The sequence below is a fragment of the Paenibacillus hunanensis genome, from assembly GCF_034055775.1.
Lineage (GTDB): Bacteria > Bacillota > Bacilli > Paenibacillales > Paenibacillaceae > Saccharibacillus > Saccharibacillus hunanensis.
This window is the reverse complement of sequence record NZ_CP139194.1, coordinates 5,067,234-5,091,322: the sequence shown is the minus strand read 5'-3', so window position 1 is coordinate 5,091,322 and position 24,089 is coordinate 5,067,234. Positions and strand designations below refer to the sequence as shown.

Below are 24,089 nucleotides of genomic sequence, written 5' to 3'. Positions count from 1 at the left end.
TTCAACCTTCTCTTTTTGCACTCTTCCATTAATAAATGAAGACCTACCAGTGAAAAGAGGTGAAGATGACAGGCGATCCACGATCCGCTTATCGATAACCGTACATGCTAGATTAAAGGCTGCTTGACCAGCTTGAATTGACGATCTTTCGTTTCGATCAGTAGATACAGCAGTTTATTCTCATATTTGATCAGTCGCAGTCTGATGTCATCGGATAGTTGTGGTAGCTGCCACAGCTCCTTACCATGCTTGTCATACAAAGACATACGGTTTTCATCACGATCCGATAGCAGCAGCTGACCATTGCTGTATTCGGTGGTCCAGAGCGGCTCCTGAGCCTTAAAGACATACGTTTTCTCGACCAGTAACTTCCCTGTTGCTACATCATAACGTCGATAGATCGGATAAGAAGTCGCTCCATTCGGACCAAGTGGTGGACGTTTCGTGTTGTAGCTGTAAATGACAGCCTGTCCATTTTCCAGTTGAAAGTCGCTTTGTAGATTCCACGGTATCTCGACGACTTTGCCCTGGTACGATGTACTGCTCGTATTCAGCATTTCAAAAATCTGTTCGGTCTGCATCAAGCTACCTGCTGCATATTGAATGACCAGTCGGTCGGATTGATACTCCATATGCGTGCTATGGATGTCCTCCGCAGTATTGCTTTGTACCGCCTTGAGCTTGTAGGTACGAAGCGGCTTTTTCCAGGGAGATTCATAGATGCGAACCTCATCCTGTTGCTGAATGGCGATCCGTTCCTTTTCCCCCTGCTGTAAGGGAGCCGACCAGCTGATCTGATATGACGAGAGCTGATGATCGGATAAGGAGCCTAGCAGCGAAGCAGGATAGTTGAAGGTGGATAGCGTTTCGCCTTTAGAGCCGAGCACAAGCTTTTGCAAATGCTGCTTATTTTGGATGATTAGCACCAGCTTGCCGCTTGAAGGCAGCGCTCGATAGCTGTAAATATGCTCGTATTGATGCGACCACAGATTGCTTCCTGTTTGCAGATCATTTAGATAGATATCACCGGTTAAGCGATCCACGAATAGAACACGATCCTGAGGCAGCGCTACGATATCCTGCTCAATCCAGAAGTCCTGGGGAAAAGAAAGCTGTTGCTGCTCCGTTGTGATCGGTCTGGAATTAATAATCGGCGCATCGGTCGCTTGTGTGGCTGAGTGGCTTGACGATCCATTGGTTACGGTACTCAAAGCTAGCTGCTGTGCGGTTGTATGTGAAGCGGTAGCGTGTTCCATTACATCTGATGTTCCAGTTATCGTAGCTGCATTAGCATAGTTACCTGCTGGCAGCAGAACACTGGAAAGTAATAGCGGAACGATGAGCAGCCGCGTCCATAAGGCTGGGGCTAGGACGCGTGAATGAGATGGCTTCATCTATCTTCTTCCTTTCCGAATCGGGAATATGGAGATTTATTTAGGTATACAATATAATTCTATCTCTACTATACCCGATTCGGAAGCAGGGAGAAAGGAAGTCTATACATCGTTAGCTAGTGGGCTTTGTCTGACGGCGCTGACGATTCCAGTTCGTGCCGAGCACACCGATGATGATTAGAAGCGCTCCGATCACATGATAGTACCGAAGCTGTTCATGCAGAATGACGGCTCCAGCAATCATCGAAGTAATCGTAGCAAAATTGCTAAATACGCTCATCTGTGTTGCTTTGAGAATGGACAGCGCATAGCTGGACAGTAGTGTCGTGCCCAGTGAGGACAGTACGCCCAGATAGAGCAGTGACATCCAGTAATCTGGCTGTGCCAGCGGCTTGATGTAGCCGCTCATATCACCCTGCACCAGATGCATGGTACCAGCGGCGATATTGAATAGCACCGCAGCGACGATCATCGTTACCCACGTTAGCTCCAGCGGATTGTACATGCGCGTGAGTGGACGTGCCAGCACGCCATAGCCTGCAAACGATAATGCTGAGCCCATTAGCAGCAGCATGCCGCCGAGATGATCGGCTGACCAGCCTGCACCACCTTGCAGTGCGAAGATGAGCACGACGCCAGACACGGAAAGAAGCAGGGAGAGCTTTTGCATAAGCCGTGTGCGTTCTTTGAGAAAATAGGCAGCAAGCAGCATCGTGAAGATCGGCACCGTCGCTTGAATGATACCCGCCTCTGCGGATGATGCATGCAGTAAGCCGAAGATTTGGAAGCTAAAAAAGAGTACAGGTGATAATAAGGCCAGCGGTAAAATGCGCTTCAGATCAGCAAGCCGAATCGACACGCGAATCCAGCCCAGACTTACTGGAATTGCCATCACGAGTACGGAAAGTAGAAAACGATGAGCGAGCACATCAAGTGGCAGGGCAACGGCAACAGTAATTTTAACGAATAAAAAGGAAAAGCCAATAATGAGCGCGTAAGCGAGCGCCGCAGCGTAAGCCCATCCACGAGAACGGCTGGCTGAGGAGTCGGATGAATGAAGCGTCTGCTTGGATGCAGAGCGCTGGGTTGAAGCTTCGGTTGTCATGATGTGATATCCCTCCATTACGACGGAAGCGTATCGATTTTTGTACGATGCTCCGTGCTATATAGATAATTAATTGGATAACGGAAACATAGCACATGTGCACAATGTGTTTGCTTGCCGGGTGTTGATTCCTTCTCAATATAGTCGTTGTAACAAGGAGGCAACAACCGCTTTATTTTGAAACTGTACCGGTACAGAATGTGAACTGTAGTGAGCAGATCAGCATGTAAAAGAATTATAATAAGCGTAAATAGAACGGATTCGGCGTTAGTTTGTTCGATGTGATATAAAAGCCCATTTCATTAAAAGCCGACTTCAAGGGAGGAACCAACTATGAGTAAACATGAACAGCTAGCCGCATTGTTACAGCGCCAGATCGTGTCCGGTATTCGTCCAGCAGGGGCACGCTTGCCTTCGATTCGGAAAATGGCAGAGCAGCATTCGTGCAGTGCCGCGACTGTGATTCGCGCCTATGAGCAGCTGATTCGCGAGCATTTTGTGTATGTGGTTGATCGTAGTGGGTATTATGTTGCCGCTCAGCATCAGACTGCGCCTGCGATTGCAGAAGGGGAGCAGATCGATATCGCTTCAGCGGCACCGGCGGCAGAGCTGTTTCCATTCGATGATTTTCAGGGCTGTTTGAATCAAGCGATGAAGCTGTATCGAGATCAGCTATTCACGTATGGAACTGCGCAGGGGTTGCCTGCTTTATTACATGAGGTGCGTGAGCAACTGGAACGCGTGCAGGTCTTTGCGCGTCCATCGAATCTGTACATTACATCTGGCGTTCAGCAGGCGCTATCGATTCTGACGATGATGCCATTTCCCGGTGGACAGCAACGCATTATGATTGAGCAGCCCGGCTATCATTTACTCATTGAGCTACTGGAATCGTTAAACGTACCGGTAGTGCAGGTCGAGCGTACCTCCTGCGGATTGGATATGGAGAAGATCGAGGAATGGTTTCAGACTGGAGAGATCAAGTTCTTTTATATCATGCCGCGCTTCCATAATCCGCTCGGGCACTCACTGGCAGCGATCGATAAGAAGAAGCTGGTCGTACTGGCAGAGCGATATGATGTGTATCTGGTGGAGGATGATTATCTAGCTGATCTGGAGCAGTATACAGGCATCGATCCGCTATATGCGTACGATCGCTCTGATCATGTGATTTATTTGAAAAGCTATTCCAAAATGCTCTTTCCCGGTCTGCGCATCGGCGTTGCCGTGCTGCCGGATTGCCTGACCGCAACCTTCTCGCGCTACAAAAAGCTACTGGATATCGATAGCTCGGTGCTCTCCCAGGCTGCGCTACAGATGTATATTAAAAATGGCATGTATGCGCGTTATCGCAGACTGATGCTGGAAGCGTATCGCAGACGGACGAAGCGGCTACATTCGGCTATCTGCGAGCAGGCGGCAAGCGATCCATTATTTGCGCGTGTGTATCATATCGATGCTGTGCACGCGGTGCTGCCATTACCGGATAATTTCCCGATGTCGGCATTGCTCCGCCGATTACAGGAGCTGAATATTGTAGCGGATTCGCTGGATCGTTATTTTATGAAGGATAGTCCGTATCGCTGGAATGGGCTACGGATCAATGTGTCCAATGTGCAGGAGGAGCGTATCGCCCCTACCTTACAGATCGTTGCGGCACAGGTGAGACGACTGATTGCGATGCCACTTGCGCTACCTATGAACAGCACAGCAGATCGTCCCGATTCTAACCCCTTACGTGATGCGGCAGATCCGGTAAATCAGGGTAATGAATAGAATGCGTTCTGAATCATATGTATAATTGAACATGATCAAATTTGACATTAATCGCTGAAACGTGTATTTTAATTACGGAACTATTCGTTTCATAATTGTGAAGGAGACTCGCTATGGAGGGAACAAAGCGTAAGCCTGGCAGACCACCCAGTCAAAAAGCCAGAACTGCCATTTTTAAGGCTACAATGGAGCTATTATTGGAGCACGGTCTTCGTAAAATGACAATCGACAAGGTCGCTGAGCATGCTGGTGTGAGCAAGGCAACGATCTATCGCTGGTGGAGCGACAAGGTACAGCTGTCGATGGAGGCTTTTGTCTATCACGTGCAGATCGAGGGCACGATTATGAACACAGGCAATATTGTGGATGATTACATCGATTGGTTCTGTAAGCTGCATCGCTTCTATTCTAGTCCAGAGGGACGTGTACTAGCACAGATTATGGCGGAAAGTCAGAGTCGGCAGGAAATGCTGTTACCTTTTCAGGAACGGCTACGCGCCATGCTGTACGACAAATGTATGATCATCTGGAATCGTGCGCTGGAGCGTGGCGAGCTGGATGATACGATCGATGCGATGCTGACGATTGAGTTGCTGCATTCACCGTCCAGCTATCGGATGCTGTCTAATCAGCCGCCGCTAGACGATGAAGCGACGGCGAAGATGATTCGCCTGTTATTTCAAGGTATCAAAAAGCAGTAATGCTTTTTAGATCATATAGACGATACATCAAAAGGGAACACTCTAGGCTTTGCCCATCAAGGAGGAATACCAGATGAAATTCACAAGTATGATGTACAAAACAGGAATCGCACTCGCACTAACCGGAGTCGCTACCGTTGGTTCATTCGCTGCCAGCACTAGCCTGACGTCACCGTCTGCCTATGCCGCAAGCACAAGCAGCACGGCGAGCCAGCAAATGACAGGAGCCGCGCTGCTGAACACATTTTATAAGCCAGCATTGAAGGGTATGCTCCCCTCTGCTAATGGCAATCCAGTAGACAAATTCGTCGTTGGCAAAACGACGCGTGGTACGGTTGTTGCTACCTACGGCAAGCCGACAACCTCTCGTACGACAGCATCCGGTTATGATATTTATCATGCGGAGATGGGTACACCAGGGTATGCCATGTCCTATAACAGCGCGAATGTGCTAAAGGAAATTCGCTATCTGGGTACACAGGTTGAGCGTAAGCAGACGATTGGCAGCATTACGATGAGCGTGCTCAAGAAAACATGGTACGCACCAAGCTCGACGTCGACAATGACCACAGGTGGCCAGAAGCAAACGAAGCTGACGTACAACCGTGGAGACTATAAGCTGGAGTTCATCTATAATAGTCCAACCGATCTGGATCATATTAATCTGCTGAAAAAATAATAGTATCTTATAAATACACAAACATCCCCACCGTATTCCGACGATACGGTGGGGATGTTTTGTTGTAAAGCGTTGAGAGCCTATTTGCTCTATGAACTTCTATTTCTTATTCTGTGAACTTCTATTTCTTTTTTAAAAGAAAAGCAATCTTATTTCCCCTGCGATACCAGCTTCATTGCTTCATCCGCTGCTTCCAGCGTTAGATCAATATCGCCATCGGTATGGGCAGTGGTTAGGAACCATGCTTCATACTTGGACGCTGCCAGGCAGATCCCACGATCCAGCATATGACGGAAGAACGCTGCGAATTGCTCGCCATCCGTATCCTGTGCCTCATCATAATTCGTCACTGGATGATCGCAGAAGTGAGTCGAGAACGCACCGCGAATACGGTTAATGGTCAGCGGTACACCATAGCGTTCTGCCGAAGACTGGATGCCATCGGTCAGGCGAATCGCCAGACGTTCCATTTCCTCATATACGCCCTGACCTTGTAGCACTTCCAGACAGGCGATACCCGATGCGATCGATGCTGGGTTGCCTGCCATCGTGCCTGCCTGGTAGGCAGGGCCGAGTGGAGCGACCTGATCCATAATATGCTTGCGACCGCCATAGGCACCAATCGGCAGGCCGCCACCGATAATTTTGCCGAGTGCCGTCAGATCGGGCGTGATCTCGTCATGGTTATCGAGTCCAGCATACGTTTGAGCTGAACCATAATGGAAGCGATACGCGGTGATGACCTCATCGTAAATAACGAGTGCACCGTGCTCGTGTGCCATACGGCATAGTCCTTCAAGGAAGCCCTTCTCCGGCATCACCATACCGAAGTTACCGACGATGGGCTCAACCATCACAGCGGCGACTTCTTCGCCCCAGTGCTCCAGCGCTTCTTTCAATCCGTCCAGATTGTTAAAAGGTACGGTGATCACTTCATTCGCGATACTGGCTGGAACGCCAGCGCTATCCGGTGTACCAAGTGTGGATGGGCCTGAGCCAGCGGCAACAAGCACCAGATCGGAGTGACCGTGATAACAGCCCGCGAATTTGATAATTTTGGTACGTCCGGTGTACGCGCGCGCGACACGGATGGTCGACATGACCGCTTCGGTACCGGAGTTGACGAAACGTACCTTATCGAGAGATGGAATGCTGTCTTTAAGCATTTGCGCCATATGAATTTCTAGCTCGGTGGGTGTACCGTACAAAATGCCATTTTCCGCTGCGCGTGTGATAGCTGCGGTAATATGCGGATGCGCATGGCCTGTGATGATCGGACCGAAGGCTGCCAGATAATCGATATACTTGTTACCGTCTACATCGAAGAAATGAGCGCCGCGAGCAGATGACATGAATACGGGCGCGCCACCGCCAACGGCTTTAAAGGAGCGGGATGGGCTATTCACACCGCCAACGATATGCTGGAGTGCCTGTTCATATAATTGTTCCGAACGTTTTCGGTTCATGGGTATAATCTCCTTTGTACTGGGATGGTGTTGGGGTTTATGAGGTTTTGAGGTGGATCACTCCGGGAAGGAATAAGGGGACGGACTCAGTGGAGCCGCGGGAATCTTTTGGATGAGGAGTACGTGAAGATTCCCGCCCCTCCAAAATCGTCCTTTCCCCTTATTTCCTTCCCTTCGTTCTGTGCATCTCGCACCTGTATTTAAAATCCAACATCAAGGATTTTGAGGAATGAAAAGCGAGAGAGAAAGTGAAAAGTAAAAGTGAGATTTAGAAAGTAAGATTTAGATGGGCTTCTAACTCTCAAGTAGTAGATGTACAATCTTTAATTCAAAATCTTAATTTTTAGATTCTAAATTTCACATCTTAAATCTTAAATCTTAAATCCTAAATCCGTGCGTTACGTTGTTGAAAGACCGTATCTATTTTAACATGACCATCCTTATTGGCAAATGACGATGGTATGAACAAATGGGGACAAGTCGCTAATTGTAACGGGTTAGACATGCGATTAGACAACAAAAAGGAAGCTTCGGTGAACGAAGCTTCCTTTGGATTGTTTATTTACTGGAAATAAACGCAGTATTGATTAGCCATGAATGCTTTATTTACTGGATGATGTAGAGCTTGATTCTGGGCTAGAAGAGCTATTGCTTGTCGTACTGGATGATGGTGTACTGGACGAGCTGGAGCCTTCAGTGGAGCTGCTTGCTTCTGGATCAGTGGAAGTACCTGATTTGCCATCTGATGATACTGGAACAGGGTCAGTCGTTGTTTTGCTCAGAGCGTCCTGTACGAATTGTTTCAGTTTACTTTCGCTGCTGATGCCGATCACCTGTGCACCGCCTACATGCTTTTCAACAAGCAGGTTATTCGGTGGGAGTTGGTCGCTGCCGCTCATTTTGCTATCGTAGGCAACGCTGGCGAGCTTCCACAGGTCGTCGACACTCAGGTTCGTATCGATATATGGGTTCACCTGCTGTAAAATGTCTGGCAGGTTCATAATCGAGGTGGTCGATTTTAATTTATCGCCGACTGCTGTCAGGAAGGCACGCTGACGTTCGGTACGGGAGAAGTCGGACATGGCATCATGGCGGAAACGAACGTATTGCAATGCTGTTTTACCGTCCAGATGCTGCATGCCGGCTTTCAGATCGATATCGTACTCATGCTTATCTGCTGCGCTGACGTAATGCATATCCTTTTCTACATTAAAGTCAATGCCGCCCACGGCATCGACGAGTTTAATGAAGCCCTGGAAGTCGGTGTATACATAATATTGCACTGGAATACCGAGCACATCGCTTACCGTCTGCATGGCGGTTGTTGGGCCATGTGTGATCGCCGAGTTGATACGGTTCTGATCATGTCCCGGAATGTCGACGTACGTATCACGCAAGATCGAGAACAGATGGATCGTCTTTTTCACCGGATCAAGCGAGGCAACAAGCATGGTGTCCGAACGAGGCACTTCGCCGTCATTTGATTGACGGGAGTCGACGCCCATGAGCAAAATATTAACGGGCTCGGTTCCTTCCCATACGGGAGGAGCAGCTGCAACAGCGGTATTGGTCGGTATATTTTTGAATGGAGAATCGCCGCCTGTTTTTTGCAGAGCGCCAATCTGGTTATACACTGCTGTAAAGTAATAAATGGCATAGCCGATGACCGCCACGGCGATAATGCCCAGGCTCCATAACAGCGTACGCTTTGTTTTTGATTTCATGCACGTTCTTCCTTTCAAGGATGGGGTTTCGCGATGTATAAGGTTGTACCTCATATTCGGACAAACAAAAACTGCACAGAGACACTTCGTGCCTATGCATCTGCGATATGCATGGCGGATAAAAGTTAATAGCTTTGCATTGTGTTAACAACACCCGTACATTATAATTTCTTTTCGGGCAACAATCAATTCTGACATAGCGGTGGAACAGGCGGATATGCTGCTGTCAATCCCTCTTTTTCTGTACCCTATCATACGGCGGTTTGGTGACGAAAAAAAGAGAATAAAAATGACAATCCTGTTGCTGTACGCAGCATTTTACATCGATTTTGTCATGAATAGGATGGACAGACCTTCCGCAGGCTCAGTCTCTACTCAAGTGGGCAGACCATTTTATAGATCACACGGCGACGATTACGCCGTCACAAAGGAGTGCACTATGCAGGCAATCGAGGTTCATCAATTACGCAAAAACTTCCGCATCCAGCAAAGCCGCGGTGGGCTCAAGGGCGCGCTGCAAGACCTGTTCGCTAGAGAATATCGCGAGGTAGCTGCGGTCAATGATATTAGCTTTACGATTCCGCAGGGAGAGATCTGCGGCTATATCGGTGAAAATGGTGCCGGTAAATCGACTACAATCAAAATGCTCACCGGTATTCTCGTACCGACCTCAGGTGACATTCGCGTCAACGGCTACGTTCCGTATCAGGAGCGTGAGAAATTCGTCAACGGCATCGGTGTCGTCTTCGGGCAACGCAGTCAGCTCTGGTGGGATATCGGTGTGATCGAATCCTTCCAATTATTACGTAAGGTGTACGGCGTATCCGAGTCGGATTTTCGTAAGCGACTGGATGAGCTGGTGGAGCGTCTGGAGCTACAGGAGCTGCTCAGTCGTCCGGTGCGTAAGCTCAGTCTGGGACAGCGTATGCGCTGTGAGCTGGTAGCAGCACTGCTGCATAATCCATCGATCGTCTTCCTTGATGAGCCAACGATTGGACTCGATATCGTGGTCAAATCCGAAATTCGTGAATTTCTAAAAGAACTCAATCGCACGCAGGGCACAACCATTCTGCTGACCACGCATGATCTACAGGATATCGAAGCGCTCTGCTCACGCGTCATTATGCTCGATGCGGGCAGCATCATTTACGATGGTGGGCTGGATGAGCTCAAGTCGCGCTGGGGCAGTGGACGTGCGGTACGATTCCAATTTGGTAAGGCGGTGACCGCAGCCGAGCTAACCGCATGGACGGGGGGCTTGCCTGTCACATGGACACAGGAGAGTGAACTGGTCGCTACAGCGCTTATTCCGGTAGATACCGCGGTATCGGATTTATTTTCACGCGTGCTCGGTGCCGCTGAAGTAACGGATGTACAGATTTCCGAGACGAGTACGGATGAGATTGTACGCCAGATTTACAGCTCAGGATCAGCGGAGAAGCCGGGAGCAGGAGGCATCCTTCATGTCTAGTCTGTATCTCGACTTTATCCGAATTCGCTTTCTGACGATGCTGGCGTATCGGGTGAATTATTATTCCGGCATTCTCGTGTATACGCTCAATATTGGGGTGTACTATTTTACCTGGCAAGCAATCTATGGTGGCAAGGAGCAACTGGCTGGCTTCACAGCGGCACAGATGACGACCTATGTGGCGGTATCATGGATGGCGCGTGCCTTTTACTTTAACAATCTGGATCGGGAGATTGCGACCGAGATTCGAGATGGTACGATTGCGATTCAATTTATCCGTCCGTACAATTATTTGCTCGTGAAAATGATGCAGGGCTTTGGCGAGGGACTGTTCCGGTTCACCATGTTTATGATTCCGGGCATGATCATTGCGATTATACTGTTTCCGGTGCAGTTGCCGACAAGCCCGGTATCGTGGATTGGATTTCTCGTGATGCTATTTTTTAGTTTCCTTATTAATACACAGCTTAATATTCTCGTTGGATTGATGGCATTTTTTATCGAAAATAACGATGGTTTGATGCGTATGAAGCGTGTTGTGGTCGATCTGTTCTCCGGGCTGCTCATTCCGATTAGCTTCTTCCCGGGCTGGCTCGTGTCGATTATGAACTTTTTGCCGTTTCAGGCGATCACGTACTTGCCGGGCTCGGTATTTACAGGACGTGTACAGGGGACAGGCATTCTGGAAGTGCTGGGTATTCAGGTGCTCTGGTTTGTGATTTTGCTTGTGCCAATGATTATCGTATGGCGTGCCGCCCGGGTACGACTGTTCGTGCAGGGAGGTTGAGTCGATGCGAATCGCATATTATGTTGGGCTGATCTGGGAGTATTTTACGAATTATATGAAAACAAGGCTGACGTATCGCGCCGACTTCTGGGTCGAAGTGATCTCGGATCTGCTGTTTCAGGCAACCAATCTGATCTTTATCTTCGTTGTGTTTGCTCATACCGAGACGCTGGGCGGCTTTACCGAAGCTGAGGTTGTGTTCGTGTATGGCTACTTTATGGTGCCATATGGACTGTATAGCTGCTTTATTAATCTGTGGAATTTCGGAGATCGGTATATTGTAAAGGGCGAGATGGATCGCATTCTCACCCGTCCGGCGCATAGTCTGTTTCAGATTTTTTTGGAAAATCTAGACCCGCCTTCATTGATCGGCTCGGCGATTGGACTGATCATTATGATCTGGAGCGGTGGGCAGCTAGGGCTGGATATGCAGTGGTGGTTCGTCCCTGTTATGATCCTGATGGTGATTGGCTCGACGCTCATCTATGCTGGAATCTACATTATATTAACGTCGGTATCGTTTTATTCGGATTCACCAACCGGCATCATTCCGCTGATGGTGAATATTCAGACCTACGGACGCTATCCGATCACGATCTATAACCGCGTGATCCAGATTGTACTGACATGGGTATTGCCGTTTGCATTTGTAGGCATCTATCCAGCGGCACTGTTCCTGCAACGTCAGGAGATGCTGACGATGGCATGGCTGACACCGGTGATGGGGCTGATCTTCTTTACCGCCAGTCTGCTCCTGTGGAATACGGGTGTGAAGCGGTATCGTGGGGCAGGCTCGTAAGCTACCTCTCTCTATACGTATAAACTTTCTCTATACTCGTAAACTGCCTCTATACCTATAAAAGAAACGACCTTTCCTCGAATGAAGTCTCGAGAAAAGGTCGTTTTTTATAGTGGAGGATGTGAGAGGGATATCGAAGGCTGATGGAACGAAGTGAACGTTTTGAAGCTCATTTCGTTCCATACAGTTCAGTCTATCTGAGGGATATTAAGGAGTTTCTGTGGTGTTCGGATCTTGCGTCATCACAGGCGTTGCTGCCGGAGCTTCCTCACTAGGCTGTGGTGGACGGTTGTAATCATAGTGCTGATCCGATGGCTCGATTACTGTTGGTTGCGGATCATTATTCACAGGTTGATCCGATGGTTCATTGCTTGAAACGGGTGTTGTACCTGTACTTGGTTCCTCTGTAGCAGGAGCCTGTGGCTCAGTAGTTGAACCTGAGTTAGGCGTCTCTTCATTATTCGAGCTTGGCTGCTGCTCATTTGTAGAAGACGGATTCGGATCATTTGGTGTAGTCGTAGGAGAATCGGAAATCCCTCCCCCTTCTGGTGTAGACGAATCTGGAGTTGGCTCCTCCACTGCATCTGGATGCTGTTCAAAGGCAACCTTTTTATCTACCAGATTGACATACAGATCACGCAGCTCTGGGAACGTAAGACGCGGGTTGGCAGATTGCCCGGACTCCATCGCATCGACCGCTTTTTGCAGACGTACAGAATACGGATTCGACGGATTGCCATAACGATCTAAGCTATAATGCGCACTACTCACCATGTTGTAGATCATGCTTTCTGTGATCCAGTCGGTGCTGTAGTCTGCCAGCGCCATTTGCAGAATGCCTTCTTGCTCAATGATATTTTCTTGTGTTGCATTCTCGCTCACAATGATGGATTCGGCATAATTAATCGCACTGCTGAATCTCATATTGTCCTTGTAGCTCTCCTGGCTGTAGAAGTCACGATGGTATTTACTATATTTCTGGTATTCTGCTTTGGCCTGATCAATCAACACCAGCAGACGAGTTGGATCCTTCAGGTTCGCATTTTTTAGCATACGGCTAATATTGGATTGCATATAACCCAGTTGACTTACACTGGTAGAGTTTGTATCCAGCAAATTTTGTGCCTGAGATCGCAGTGATGATAATTGTTGTGCATCATATTCTGGCATATATTTGCCGTACTTAGTCAGCGCATCATCCAATTGAACGATTTGCTCGCTTACGCTGTTACGCAGTTCAGTTAATTTCATCTCATAGGCAGGCTTGAACACTTTCCAGGCTTCAGTCAGCGTATGATAGGCTTGTTCTGGAGATACAGTAGGATCTTCTTTCCACAATGACATGGAAGCAGTACGTACAGCGATATCAATAGAGAAGAAGTCGCCTTCCATATAGCGTTCCAGGTCATTATTGTTGTTATATAAGGTTTGACTAACTTCATTAACGAGTGACAGCAGTTTCTGATGATAGTCGATATCTTCGTGTTGTGGACGATCCAAGCCGCTGGCACTGAATTCTTGCGTCAGTTGCTGCAACAACGCATTGACTTCATCCTGTGTCATCAACTTATGCATCTTATCCATATAACGATAATACATTTCAGTTAATGTTGTAGAATCTTGAGGATCTTTTGTCATATGAGCCAGATCGTAAATGTTATTCAGCATGACATTCAATTCAGTAAAATCAATATGCTGGATTTGTTCGAATTGCATCTTCATGTCAGCAATTGCCGCTGTATACTCGTCAAATTGCTCTTTTGTTGTAGACGGATTGTAGTAGTCCAGTCCGAAGCCTCTCAGACGTTCTTTGAAATCAAAGCGTCCTGCATCTGTATAGTTGATAGGTATTCTTCTAATTGTCGTAAACAGATCATAGTAACTGTAGAGCGCATTTTGCGAAGCAGCATACCGTTGATTAGCCTTGGCCATCGCTTCAGCAGCAGTATTAATATCCTGTTGTGTAGGATTGTCTTGATTTAACGCCGCTTTAGCATCCAGCACTGCTTGATGTAGCATATCACTCCAGGTTGTTGGTAATTCTTCTAGCTCAGGCATAAGTTTAGGATGCGTCAGCAGGTCATTCGCTTGATCAATGCCGTCCAGCAAGCGAGATACATCCAGCTTGATAATCGATGATGTTTTGTCTTTATCTTTTTTCTTTGGATTAATATTGTTGCCTGTTGCAGCAGTATTAGAAGAGATCGCATCTGTATTTTTCGTACCATTGATGTTAGATACGTTAGACTTCTGTTCGGTATAGTTGCGAATGATATCAGTCGTCTTTTTGGTATCAGATAGCTTGATATTTCCGATACCAGCGGAAGGCTGTAGGGTAACAAGTGGGTTACCGTCATATTGCGAAGCATCCAGTTCATCCACACGGCCATCCAGTGTCAGCTGTTTCAAATTCGATTGAATGACGAGCTGTTGAATGGAAGCAGAATCATTTGTTTTTACTGTTGCTATATTATTCACAGTTAACTTGCCAATCTTGGAATCGCCTGAAGCTTGAATCATTGAGGTTGGCGAAGAGACAACTACATTTGCCCAGCTGCTATTGCTGAGTTGTGTAGTAAGTGTGGAATTCGCATCTCCATTCACTTGCAGATTACCTGTAGACTGAATATTTTTCAGCGTCACCGATCCGTTGACGGTCAGATTACCGTTAAAAGAAATTCCTTTGCCATCGAACACGCCGCCATTGCTGTTCAGCTCAATCGTATTCACATGAGTTACGGTACGCTGACTACGGTCAATATCGAGCTTGGCGCCTTTAAGTACAGTGCCATTCTCTACACCGAACAGTCCCTGCAAATCGCCATTCACTCTATATGGAATGTTACCAACACGCACTGTGTTGCCCTGTGCATCCACCTGACCTACCGGATGATCCAGCAGCTGGATGAACAGATCGGCACTTGTTTGGCGATTCAGCGGAGCATTCGCATCCGTAGCGTTATCTGCGATCGCGAGTCCATACGAACGTGCCACATCCATCGAGCTTAGTGTAGCACCATTGTTGCTGTCACTATGCAGATCCATCGCTTTGACCAGAGACGTGATCAACTCCTGACGAGTAACTGCCTGATTCGGATGGAACAGCTCGCCTGTACCGTCCATATAGCCAGCTTTTTGTACGGCTTCTATATAAGGTGCGCTCCAGTTTGCAGCGGAGACGTCGAGATATAATGTATTGGAAGCGGGTTGTACATCTAGTTCAAAAATATTACATAGAATTTTAGCCATTTCAGCACGTGTGAGTACTTTTTCTGGCATAAAATCGCCTTTTGCATTGCCTGTCATCAATCCGAGTGTACGGACTTCAGTTACGGAAGGTGTGCCTGCTTCTGCTGCAAAAGCAGTGGAGGTGGATGAAAAGAGAGAAGATGTAAATGGGGTTGTCGCGATACCTAGAATGATGGCAGTAGCGATGAATTTCTGACGATTAACTAATTTCAAAATGAACGCTCCTCGTATATAAGTTATGTTTGCACAACGATGTTGGAGTGGAGTTATGTTACCCTCCGCTATTATATGTCGGAAGCTGTGATCAATAATTTAGTATTTTTTATAAAAAAGTATAATTATTAAATTTATCATAAAATATGGATATATATAGACGTTGTTAATTGAAGTAGAGATTAAGTTAATTTTTCGTTGATATATCAGCATTTTTGCTGATTAACATATAAATAAAAATCAGGATAATTGCAAAAAATTAAATATTATGCGTTTATTTATATAGATTAGTTGCTTAACCTATAATTGAAATTAACGTCATCAATATAATGATATTTTTGTAGATACCATAATGGTATATATATTATGTCAACCAGTTGTCTGGTGAATTATAGTATACTGAAACACGTATATTCGTATCTTTTATCTGTACCCAATCAGCTGGCAAAAAAGGAATAGGACATGTTAATCTGAATGATAAGTTTTCCTGTGTATGAGAAGCCAGTCAGCAAGAGAAGCCACGACCACCTAATTACAGGCATACATTAAAAAGCATCTCGGTTCATCAACAAAAAGCATCTCTATTCATCAACGACACAACGGCATTATCAGCCGTCGCCATCGTATGAAAGAGATGCTTTTTCTTTTGCCTTAATCGTTCGGATTCACGATCCCCAGCGTCACATGATCCTGCCAGACACCATTAATCTTCACATTTTTCTGTGCCAGCCCTTCACGTTCGAAGCCAGACTTCTCCAGCACACGAATTGAGCCTATATTATGCGGCATGACACCTGCTTCCAGTCGGTGAAAATGGAGCTGCTCAAACGCATACTGCACCACCAGCTTCACTGCATCCGTCATAATGCCTTGCCCGTTATAGGCTGCATCAAGAAAATAACCAATCCAGCAGCTCTGCAGGTTAGCTCGTACCACCTCGGTCAGCATAATATAGCCGATGATCTGCTCGGTCTCACGATGAACAATCACGAACCAGTAGCCATGATCCTGCTCTGCATGCTCGATACGAGTCTGTGTAACCTGCTGCTGTCCTTCCAGTGTATAAAATGATTCATCATGCGTACCCGTAAACTGCTGGAAAAACTCACGATTACGCGTTTCTAGCGTTAACATCTGGGCTGCGTCTTCGCTGTGGATCAGACGTACCTGTATGCGGTCATTTTGTAATACGGTAGCTAGTTTGGTCATGAGATCAAGCTCCTTTGTCAGAGTGTGGCAAACGGATGCATGGGGGGAGGGTATTGGTAAAAGACGCACTGAGTAAAGCGGCGATCCTGTGCCCTTTTACTCCATTGGAATTCTATTTCTTTGAAATAAGACGAGTGACACGATATCGCGTACAAGCGTAAAGCCAGCTCAAGCTATGTAGGTAGGGAGATACCATTCTATACTAGCATACTACAGACACGATCCCAATTTTACATAGGAGCATCGGATTAGTATCATCTCACCCGGTGCACGTAACAGCCTGTAGATAAATGGGTATATATGATCAAGAGCGTTATATCGCCTCGCCTCGATAAGCTGCAACGCGACATAACGCGAATGGCTACCATGCCCAAAAAGGAGTGTTCACGATGTACAAGCATATCCTTATTGCTGCTGATGGCTCAGATAACTCGGTCAGAGCGGCGAATGAAGCGGTGAAGCTGGCACGTATGAGTACAGACACATTCATCGAAGTGCTACTCGTTATCGATCCAGATCGAATACGAGACGAAGTGCTACATTCACCGAACCATGAGGAGATCGAGTTTTACCGTCAGGAGAGATTACAGCCTGTGCTGGATGTACTATCTGGAGCGGAGTTGCAGCCCAAGCTGACCACGGTAAAAGGCGAGCCTGGCCCAACAATCGTAAAATACGCGGATGCTAATAATGTAGACCTCATCGTGATCGGCACCCGTGGCTTGAATGCCTTGCAGGAATTTGTACTTGGCAGTGTGAGCCATAAGGTGGTTAAGCGCGCTCATTGTCCGGTGTTAATCGTGAAGTAGATGGAGTCGTATCAATTGAGTAATTTCATGCCAGGTAGATTGGGTCATACCCAGGTAAATAATCGGATATAATTTCACTTGCAGCGACACGAGCGATAGCAGCATTTTGATAATTCACACTCAATGTGTAATGTAGGTAAAGTAAACGAGAATATCCGATTACTCGTTCTTCTATCATCCATATATTCCAAGCAATGGCGAGAAGAGAAGACATGCGCGGAGCGATTCTTTTCACAGCATCAGCTTTCTACTATTATATACATGAGAGCATACCTGCAAGACCTAACCGTATATTGAAAAGGAGCTATGATCATGAGTGAATTGCAAATTGGACAGCCTGCACCGGACTTTACACTGGAGGCATCCGGTGGTAAAGAAATCTCCTTGAGCGACTATCGTGGACGCAAAGTTGTATTGTATTTCTACCCGAAGGATAATACCTCCAGCTGCACGCAGGAAGCCTGCGATTTCCGCGATAGTACCGCAGGCTACGAACAACACGGTGCTGTCGTACTCGGCATCAGCCCGGATAGCGTCAAGTCGCATGACAAATTTATCGCCAAGCACGAGCTACCGTTTCCACTGCTTGCCGATCCCGATCATGCTGTAGCAGAAGCATATGGAGTCTGGCAGCTCAAAAAGATGTATGGCAAGGAATACGAGGGCATCGTGCGCTCCACCTTCCTGATTGACGAAGAAGGCAATCTACAGCAGGAATGGCGTAATGTGAAGGTCAAAGGACATGTGAATGCCGTGCTAGAAGCGATCCAGGCGTAGGACGCATAGTATTAACGACGATATGAACGATAGGCAATCGTTGAAGAGGCATACAAAAAACCACCACCCGAGCCGCAGGTAAGCGACCGGGTGGTGGTTTTTTGCGCATATATGCAAAATGGGGTATGCTGATTAGAGATAGTAGTGTTTATTTATACATATTAAACGTAACATCAATAAGGAGGTACAGCATGAATTATGTGATTGCCGCCATCATCCTGTATACCATTATTGTCCTTGCCTATCGCGTTTTTCGCCGTCCCGGTCGTTATCGCCTGGAGAACTTTGGTATGACAGTTAGTACGATCGTATTATCGCTGTTGATCCAGCCGATGACTTCAACACTGTTTTATGCAATTACGATAGCGGATATTGTGATCGTTGTGCTGTTGTTGCTCAGTATGCGTTCGAATGGATGTAAGATGGTGTAGGAGCAGTATTATAAATTATAGAAATATCATTCATTTTACAGCGAAAACTATTGTTTTGAGGAACTATTCGTATTAATTGTCACCGCATAGTCGGCACTGTTCCAATTCACATGAGCACCAATCGTTTCTGAAATAAAGCGAAGTGGAATAAAGATGCTCTCATTCGCATATTGAGGAGGTGCAGATAAAGGCACTTCCTTGCCGTTAACAATAGAGGTATTTTTGCCCTTGGTTAGTTGAATGGTTGTAGAACCGCTTGTAACCCATACATCGTTTTTATTCTTTTGCTCCCATTTGACCGTTGCATTCATTTTTTCGAACAGACCTCGAACAGGTACATAGACGGCGTTTTGTATGAAGATTGGAGGGTTAGGCATACGAAGCTGCTGTCCATTCAATTGGATAGCGATTGCCTTTTGAACGATCAAAGGAGTATCCGGACTATATTTTAAGAATGGATCTCCTACTCCAAGCTGTCCACCATCATTGATCCCCATACTATGCACGATTCCGTTTTTATCCAATGCCAGTGTGAAGCCGTCTCCAGATACAACTTGAATAATATCTTTCAATCCCGATATTGGTTGAGGAGAATGGGGGCTGTCTACTGGATCAATCTTCCATACTTTATGATCGTTTGTAATGAAATACATATAGCTGGATACAAAGTTGTCTGTTGCAATCACCGGTGATTTAAAATTAAGAATGTAGGGCTTAGGATGAGCGTTAGTTAAATTCCAATAGATGATTTGACCTTTCGTGTTCGTAGCTACAATTCGGCCATCATTGATGTGCATGGAGGTGATATGTTGCCCATCTCCCAACAAGGTCGGTGGAGCAATAAATTTAGTAATCGAATCATCAATCGAACCCCAGCCCCAGAGGGTACCATCATTTTTCAAAGCAATAGAATAATTATTGTGGGACGCAATGGCTTTAACATGATGGAGTGCGGATAAGCGTATAGGTTTTTTAACGACTGCCATGGTAGCCATGGTTGCTTTATCTAATTGCCCAGCATCATTAGATCCCCATCCCCATACTTGTCCGGTGTTGTCCAAAGCGAGAAAATGTTTTTCGCCTGTAGCGATCGAGGTCATATTTTTCAAGTCTTGGACTTGTACGGGAGAAGCTCCTTTTTGATCACCCGGATCATCTACACCCCAGGTATAGACAAGCCCGTCGTCTGTAAGTACGCTTGAATATACACCAGAACCACTAGCAATACTAGTAAACTTCGTAGTGGAGTCTGGAAAAGAAACGGGTGATGAATGAAGATAGGTATCGCCTGTGCCAGCGTATTTTCCATAGCCTCCAGCTCCTCCCCATGTCCATGTCGTTCCTTTATTATCGATAGCATAAGCATTGTAGGATGAAGCTTGTATGTAGACGATCGACTGAAGTGCATGTGCTGTACTATTTGGAGCTGCTGTTGTTTGAACAGGTAACCATAGACTAAGACAAAAACAAATACACAACGGTAGGATGTACTGACGTAACTTCATTTCATGTTCCTCCTGATGAGATATGGTTTTTATTACATAAAGAGTATATATTATCTAATTCCAATGTACAAAATAATACTTTGAATATAGCGATAACAGTATGCGGATACCGTCCAATCGTATCCATCTCAATATAAGGTAAATAGGAGAAGGAGCAACGCTTAAATGATAAACGTTGCTCCTTCTCCTATACGTGTACCCGGTCGTCTTATTCCTCCGACGAGTTCTCTGACTTCTTTTTCCCAAATCGATCCACCAGATAAATTCCCATCTGCCGACGATACTTCACGATCACTGCCGCTATAATTAGCGCCACAATAATCGCAATCGCTTCAGCCGAATACTCGTGAATCCAGTGAAAGATCTGATTCCACTGCGGCCCGAAAATCTTCCCCAACAACGTAAACGTCAGCACCCATAAAAAAGCACCACTATACGCATACGCCGCAAAGCGCCAAAATTTATAGTTCATAATCCCGGAAAAGTACCCTGTAAAATGGCGCACCCCCGGAATAAAATATCCAACGAAAACGAGCGTATAACCATACTTATTAAACCACTTCTGCGCTTTATCCAGCTTGTGCTCAGGCAGTAAAATCCATTTGCCGTATTTACGCATAAAGGGCAAGCCTGCCTTTTTACCGATAAAATACGTGATCATCATCCCGATTGTCGTGCCTGCAAATGCACATAGTAAAACAAATCCAAAATTCAAATGCTGCATATACGATAAATATCCGGCATACGCCATCGTCGTCTCACCTGGAAAAGGGAGCGCGATAAACTCCAGCAGCAAGCCGAGAAAGAGCACCAGATAGCCATGATGCGTGAATAAAGACTCCAAATATTGCACGATTCCCATGAGATTGCCTCCAAAAGCTAGAATGATCTTTAGTATAGTACAAGGAAGTGGCGTTTCTGTGCCCATGTCTGTATAAGAGGGGGCAATCGCTTTCTTCTATAATAACGGAAATTTCCAGTCATATGTTTATAGGATACGCTATCGTATCGATTCTTTCATTACATATACTGCAACAGATACAACCCCACTTCGATGTGATTAAGGGGATATCAGTTAATCCCATCAACAGCGACTTCACCATATCTGGTTGAACAGGGATACACGATGAACCTACTTTCCCAACTGCTGGTTACGCTACAGTCAAATGCTAACGACACGATAAAGCAAGTACAGGTAGGTAGTGTTGCTGCGGATATTCAGCAGCAGTCCATCACTTTAGAGACGTAGTATGATGGGTGTCCACCCAGACACGCACAGCTTCAAAAACATCATGTTTACGCTCTGCATAACAGACCAAATGCCCACTATGAGGCACAATCATGACTCCAGTATCTCGTGTACCTAGATGTTGGGCAAGATACGTAGCACTTTTCATTTTGACCAGATGATCTCGATCTCCCTGCACGATCAGTACAGGAATGTGAATACGAGGATAGACCGCAAAGCTTTCACTAACCATCCGATAAAATTCGCGTGTGGCTCTAGAAGGCACTACGAAGAAGTTGCGAATATACGCCCGCACCATAGGCCACTTCGCTAAGGTACGAACGATCTGCTGCGGATTGAGTGGAAACACAGGCGCAGCTAGCATCGTTAACGAGCCGATCTGGTCCGGATACTTTAAGACCAGATGAGCCGCAATGAGTGCGCCGGTTGAGAAGCCGATCAGGTGTACTTTAGAATAGGTAGTGAGCAATTGCTTTAACTCGAACTCAGCCCCATTAATCCAATCATGCCGAGTAGCACTACGCAGATCGGCTTTACTGCCGCCATGCCCTTGCAACGTGAACATTTTAACCGTATACCCTTGCGCTTCTAAATATTCAGCTAACGGAGAGACTTCATGCTCTCCTCCGGTGAATCCGTGGATCAGAAGACATACTTTCACAATAAGCTCCTTTGATTTTATTTAATGTAAACTATTGTAGAATACGCTTATGATTACCAGATGCTAGATTCTTATCATAACTGTTTATCCTACACAATGAAAAGTTTGGCAGAGCAGCAGGCATATCCCTTTGGTATGGCTCCAGTTACTTCATGGCTATGCGTATATCCGCATCAGGTAAAGCAACAACATTCTTCTATAATAATGGAAGCTCATTACCAGATGTGTACGTCATATCCAAGCGTCTCATTTATCAGTCATGAAAAAAACAATGAAATCATGTGAAAAATGCTGAAATCTAGGTACGACAAGCCTTGACGGTCTCTTTTAGGGATAGGTATAATTAGACTCATTGAAAAGTGGGAGGCACATAATGAACAGTCCAAATGAAATTATCGTTGTCCTTGATTTTGGTGGACAATACAATCAGTTAATTGCAAGACGTATTCGTGACCTTGGCGTATACAGTGAGCTTTTGCCTTTTAACACCCCTGTCGAGAAAATTCGTGAACTGGCTCCAAAAGGAATTATTTTCTCCGGTGGCCCATCGAGCGTGTACGCAGAAGATGCTCCGCATGTGGACCCGGCTATCTATGACCTGAATGTGCCAATCTTCGGGATCTGTTACGGTATGCAGCTCATGGCTCAACAATTGTCCGGTAAAGTAGAACGTTCTGCAAAACGCGAGTATGGTAAATCCGATGTCGATTTCATGCCGCATTGCGCGCTGAACAAAGGAATGGAAGCAAGTCACACCGTATGGATGAGCCATGGTGACCATGTTGTAGGTCTGCCAGAAGGCTTTGTCGTGGATGCAAGCACGGAGTCTGCACCGATCGCAGCGATGAGTAATGCAGCACGTCAGCTGTACGCAGTACAATTCCACCCGGAAGTACGTCACTCCGTGTTCGGTAACGAAATGATCCGTAACTTCCTGTACGAAGTGTGTAAATGTCACGGCGAGTGGAGCATGCAGACCTTCATCGACGACACGATCGCAGATATTCGTGCACAGGTGGGCGACAAGCATGTACTGTGCGCATTGAGCGGCGGCGTAGATTCTTCCGTCGTAGCGATCCTGCTGCACAAAGCCATCGGCGACCAGCTCACTTGTATGTTCATCGACCACGGTCTGCTGCGTAAAGGCGAAGCCGAGAGCGTAATGGAGACGTTTGTCGGTAAGTTCGATATGAAAGTTGTCAAAATCGATGCACAGGAGCGCTTCCTGTCCAAGCTCGCTGGCGTAGACGATCCAGAGCAAAAACGTAAAATCATTGGTAACGAGTTTATCTATGTATTCGACGAAGAATCCAAAAAGCTGGGCGACTTTGCCTTCCTGGCACAGGGTACCCTGTATACGGATATCGTGGAAAGTGGTACAGCTACGGCGCAAACGATCAAATCCCACCATAACGTTGGCGGCCTGCCAGAAGATATGGAATTTGAACTCGTAGAGCCACTAAAAACATTGTTCAAAGACGAAGTACGTAAAGTCGGCGAAGAATGCGGCCTGCCACGTGCGATCGTATGGCGTCAACCTTTCCCAGGTCCAGGTCTGGCGATTCGTGTACTTGGCGAAGTGACGGAAGACAAACTGACCATCGTTCGTGATTCCGACTACATCCTGCGCGAAGAGATCGCTAAGGCAGGTCTGGAAAGCGAAATCTGGCAGTACTTCACAGCGCTGCCGAACATGAAGAGCGTTGGCGTTATGGGTGATGCACGTACTTACTCGTATACAGTGGGTATCCGTGCGGTAACTTCGATTGATGGCATGACTGCGGACTGGGCACGTATTCCGTGGGACGTGCTGGAGAAGATCTCGGTGCGTATTGTGAATGAAGTGGATAATGTGAATCGGGTTGTTTATGATATTACTTCGAAACCGCCGGCTACGATCGAGTGGGAGTAGGGGGAAAGTAATTATTTTTTTAATAATTAAATTAAAAGACATCCTCGTAATGATAAATTATCTAAATACGAGGGTGTCTTTTTTAATAACATTTATTTGGCTAATTCCTCGTAAATGTTATTATGCTATAAATTTTTTCACTTCTATATATGTATAATTTACTAAATTTATA

At 46.3% G+C, this 24,089-nt stretch carries 19 protein-coding genes; 10 read left to right on the top strand and 9 right to left on the bottom strand.

Translation table 11 applies throughout. From position 1 onward, the window contains the following. Positions 1 to 107: 107 nt before the first annotated feature. Both SK066_RS20750 and SK066_RS20745 read right to left on the bottom strand, forming a co-directional pair. Positions 108 to 1,394, bottom strand: coding sequence for a hypothetical protein (locus SK066_RS20750; RefSeq protein ID WP_320542836.1), 1,287 nt, complete (start codon positions 1,392 to 1,394; stop codon positions 108 to 110). Between the two features lie 112 nt (positions 1,395 to 1,506). Next, complete coding sequence (locus SK066_RS20745; RefSeq protein WP_320542835.1) at positions 1,507 to 2,499, bottom strand: DMT family transporter; 993 nt, start codon at positions 2,497 to 2,499, stop codon at positions 1,507 to 1,509. Positions 2,500 to 2,832: 333 nt separating this feature from the next. Here SK066_RS20745 and SK066_RS20740 point away from each other — a divergent pair, with 333 nt between their 5' ends. The 3 genes from SK066_RS20740 (at position 2,833) to SK066_RS20730 (ending at position 5,655) form a co-directional block, all read left to right on the top strand. Further along, entirely contained in the window at positions 2,833 to 4,275 is a 1,443-nt protein-coding gene (locus tag SK066_RS20740) for an aminotransferase-like domain-containing protein (RefSeq protein ID WP_320542834.1), read from the top strand. A gap of 113 nt (positions 4,276 to 4,388) precedes the next feature. After that, positions 4,389 to 4,976: a TetR/AcrR family transcriptional regulator gene (locus tag SK066_RS20735; protein WP_188775680.1), complete on the top strand. Its 588-nt coding sequence runs from the start codon at positions 4,389 to 4,391 to the stop codon at positions 4,974 to 4,976. 73 nt (positions 4,977 to 5,049) lie between these two features. Next, on the top strand, positions 5,050 to 5,655 hold the full coding sequence (locus tag SK066_RS20730; protein WP_320542833.1) for a YjgB family protein: 606 nt from the start codon (positions 5,050 to 5,052) through the stop codon (positions 5,653 to 5,655). Positions 5,656 to 5,804: 149 nt separating this feature from the next. Here SK066_RS20730 and SK066_RS20725 read toward each other — a convergent pair whose 3' ends face one another. Then, positions 5,805 to 7,121 (bottom strand): glutamate-1-semialdehyde 2,1-aminomutase, encoded by a 1,317-nt coding sequence (locus SK066_RS20725; protein WP_320542832.1) that lies wholly within the window; start codon positions 7,119 to 7,121, stop codon positions 5,805 to 5,807. 602 nt (positions 7,122 to 7,723) lie between these two features. Then, positions 7,724 to 8,845: an LCP family protein gene (locus SK066_RS20720; RefSeq protein ID WP_320542831.1), complete on the bottom strand. Its 1,122-nt coding sequence runs from the start codon at positions 8,843 to 8,845 to the stop codon at positions 7,724 to 7,726. A 439-nt stretch (positions 8,846 to 9,284) separates the two neighbouring features. Here SK066_RS20720 and SK066_RS20715 point away from each other — a divergent pair, with 439 nt between their 5' ends. The 3 genes from SK066_RS20715 to SK066_RS20705 are packed head-to-tail and all read left to right on the top strand — an operon-like array spanning position 9,285 to position 11,902. Next, complete coding sequence (locus tag SK066_RS20715; RefSeq protein ID WP_250343752.1) at positions 9,285 to 10,316, top strand: ABC transporter ATP-binding protein; 1,032 nt, start codon at positions 9,285 to 9,287, stop codon at positions 10,314 to 10,316. Beyond that, complete coding sequence (locus SK066_RS20710; protein WP_188775675.1) at positions 10,309 to 11,103, top strand: ABC transporter permease; 795 nt, start codon at positions 10,309 to 10,311, stop codon at positions 11,101 to 11,103. The genes SK066_RS20715 and SK066_RS20710 overlap by 8 nt, the downstream gene beginning before the upstream one ends. Before the next feature lie 10 nt (positions 11,104 to 11,113). Further along, positions 11,114 to 11,902, top strand: coding sequence for an ABC transporter permease (locus SK066_RS20705; protein ID WP_320544932.1), 789 nt, complete (start codon positions 11,114 to 11,116; stop codon positions 11,900 to 11,902). 207 nt (positions 11,903 to 12,109) lie between these two features. Here SK066_RS20705 and SK066_RS20700 read toward each other — a convergent pair whose 3' ends face one another. Both SK066_RS20700 and SK066_RS20695 read right to left on the bottom strand, forming a co-directional pair. Next, on the bottom strand, positions 12,110 to 15,364 hold the full coding sequence (locus SK066_RS20700; protein ID WP_320542830.1) for an S-layer homology domain-containing protein: 3,255 nt from the start codon (positions 15,362 to 15,364) through the stop codon (positions 12,110 to 12,112). A 651-nt stretch (positions 15,365 to 16,015) separates the two neighbouring features. Next, complete coding sequence (locus SK066_RS20695; RefSeq protein ID WP_320542829.1) at positions 16,016 to 16,573, bottom strand: GNAT family N-acetyltransferase; 558 nt, start codon at positions 16,571 to 16,573, stop codon at positions 16,016 to 16,018. 389 nt (positions 16,574 to 16,962) lie between these two features. Between SK066_RS20695 and SK066_RS20690 the strand changes: the two genes are divergently transcribed. The 3 genes from SK066_RS20690 to SK066_RS20680 all read left to right on the top strand — a co-directional run bounded on the left by SK066_RS20690 (position 16,963) and on the right by SK066_RS20680 (position 18,590). Beyond that, on the top strand, positions 16,963 to 17,382 hold the full coding sequence (locus SK066_RS20690; RefSeq protein WP_320542828.1) for a universal stress protein: 420 nt from the start codon (positions 16,963 to 16,965) through the stop codon (positions 17,380 to 17,382). 312 nt (positions 17,383 to 17,694) lie between these two features. After that, on the top strand, positions 17,695 to 18,159 hold the full coding sequence (bcp, locus tag SK066_RS20685) for a thioredoxin-dependent thiol peroxidase (RefSeq protein WP_188775671.1): 465 nt from the start codon (positions 17,695 to 17,697) through the stop codon (positions 18,157 to 18,159). Between the two features lie 191 nt (positions 18,160 to 18,350). After that, positions 18,351 to 18,590 (top strand): hypothetical protein, encoded by a 240-nt coding sequence (locus SK066_RS20680; protein ID WP_320542827.1) that lies wholly within the window; start codon positions 18,351 to 18,353, stop codon positions 18,588 to 18,590. Between the two features lie 47 nt (positions 18,591 to 18,637). On the opposite strand, the gene SK066_RS20675 is transcribed toward SK066_RS20680, so the two are convergent. From SK066_RS20675 to SK066_RS20665, 3 genes are all read right to left on the bottom strand, one after another. Further along, positions 18,638 to 20,095 carry a stalk domain-containing protein gene (locus SK066_RS20675; protein ID WP_320542826.1) on the bottom strand — a complete coding sequence of 486 codons (1,458 nt, stop codon included), beginning with the start codon at positions 20,093 to 20,095 and terminating at the stop codon, positions 18,638 to 18,640. A 208-nt stretch (positions 20,096 to 20,303) separates the two neighbouring features. After that, positions 20,304 to 20,957, bottom strand: a complete 654-nt coding sequence (locus SK066_RS20670) for a DedA family protein (RefSeq protein ID WP_320542825.1) — start codon at positions 20,955 to 20,957, stop codon at positions 20,304 to 20,306. Positions 20,958 to 21,327: 370 nt separating this feature from the next. Further along, positions 21,328 to 22,005 carry an alpha/beta hydrolase gene (locus tag SK066_RS20665; RefSeq protein ID WP_320542824.1) on the bottom strand — a complete coding sequence of 226 codons (678 nt, stop codon included), beginning with the start codon at positions 22,003 to 22,005 and terminating at the stop codon, positions 21,328 to 21,330. A gap of 373 nt (positions 22,006 to 22,378) precedes the next feature. Between SK066_RS20665 and guaA the strand changes: the two genes are divergently transcribed. Then, the gene (gene guaA, locus SK066_RS20660) at positions 22,379 to 23,917 is read left to right on the top strand and encodes a glutamine-hydrolyzing GMP synthase (protein ID WP_188775665.1); all 1,539 of its coding nucleotides are present in this window, start codon (positions 22,379 to 22,381) and stop codon (positions 23,915 to 23,917) included. Positions 23,918 to 24,089 lie beyond the last annotated feature (172 nt).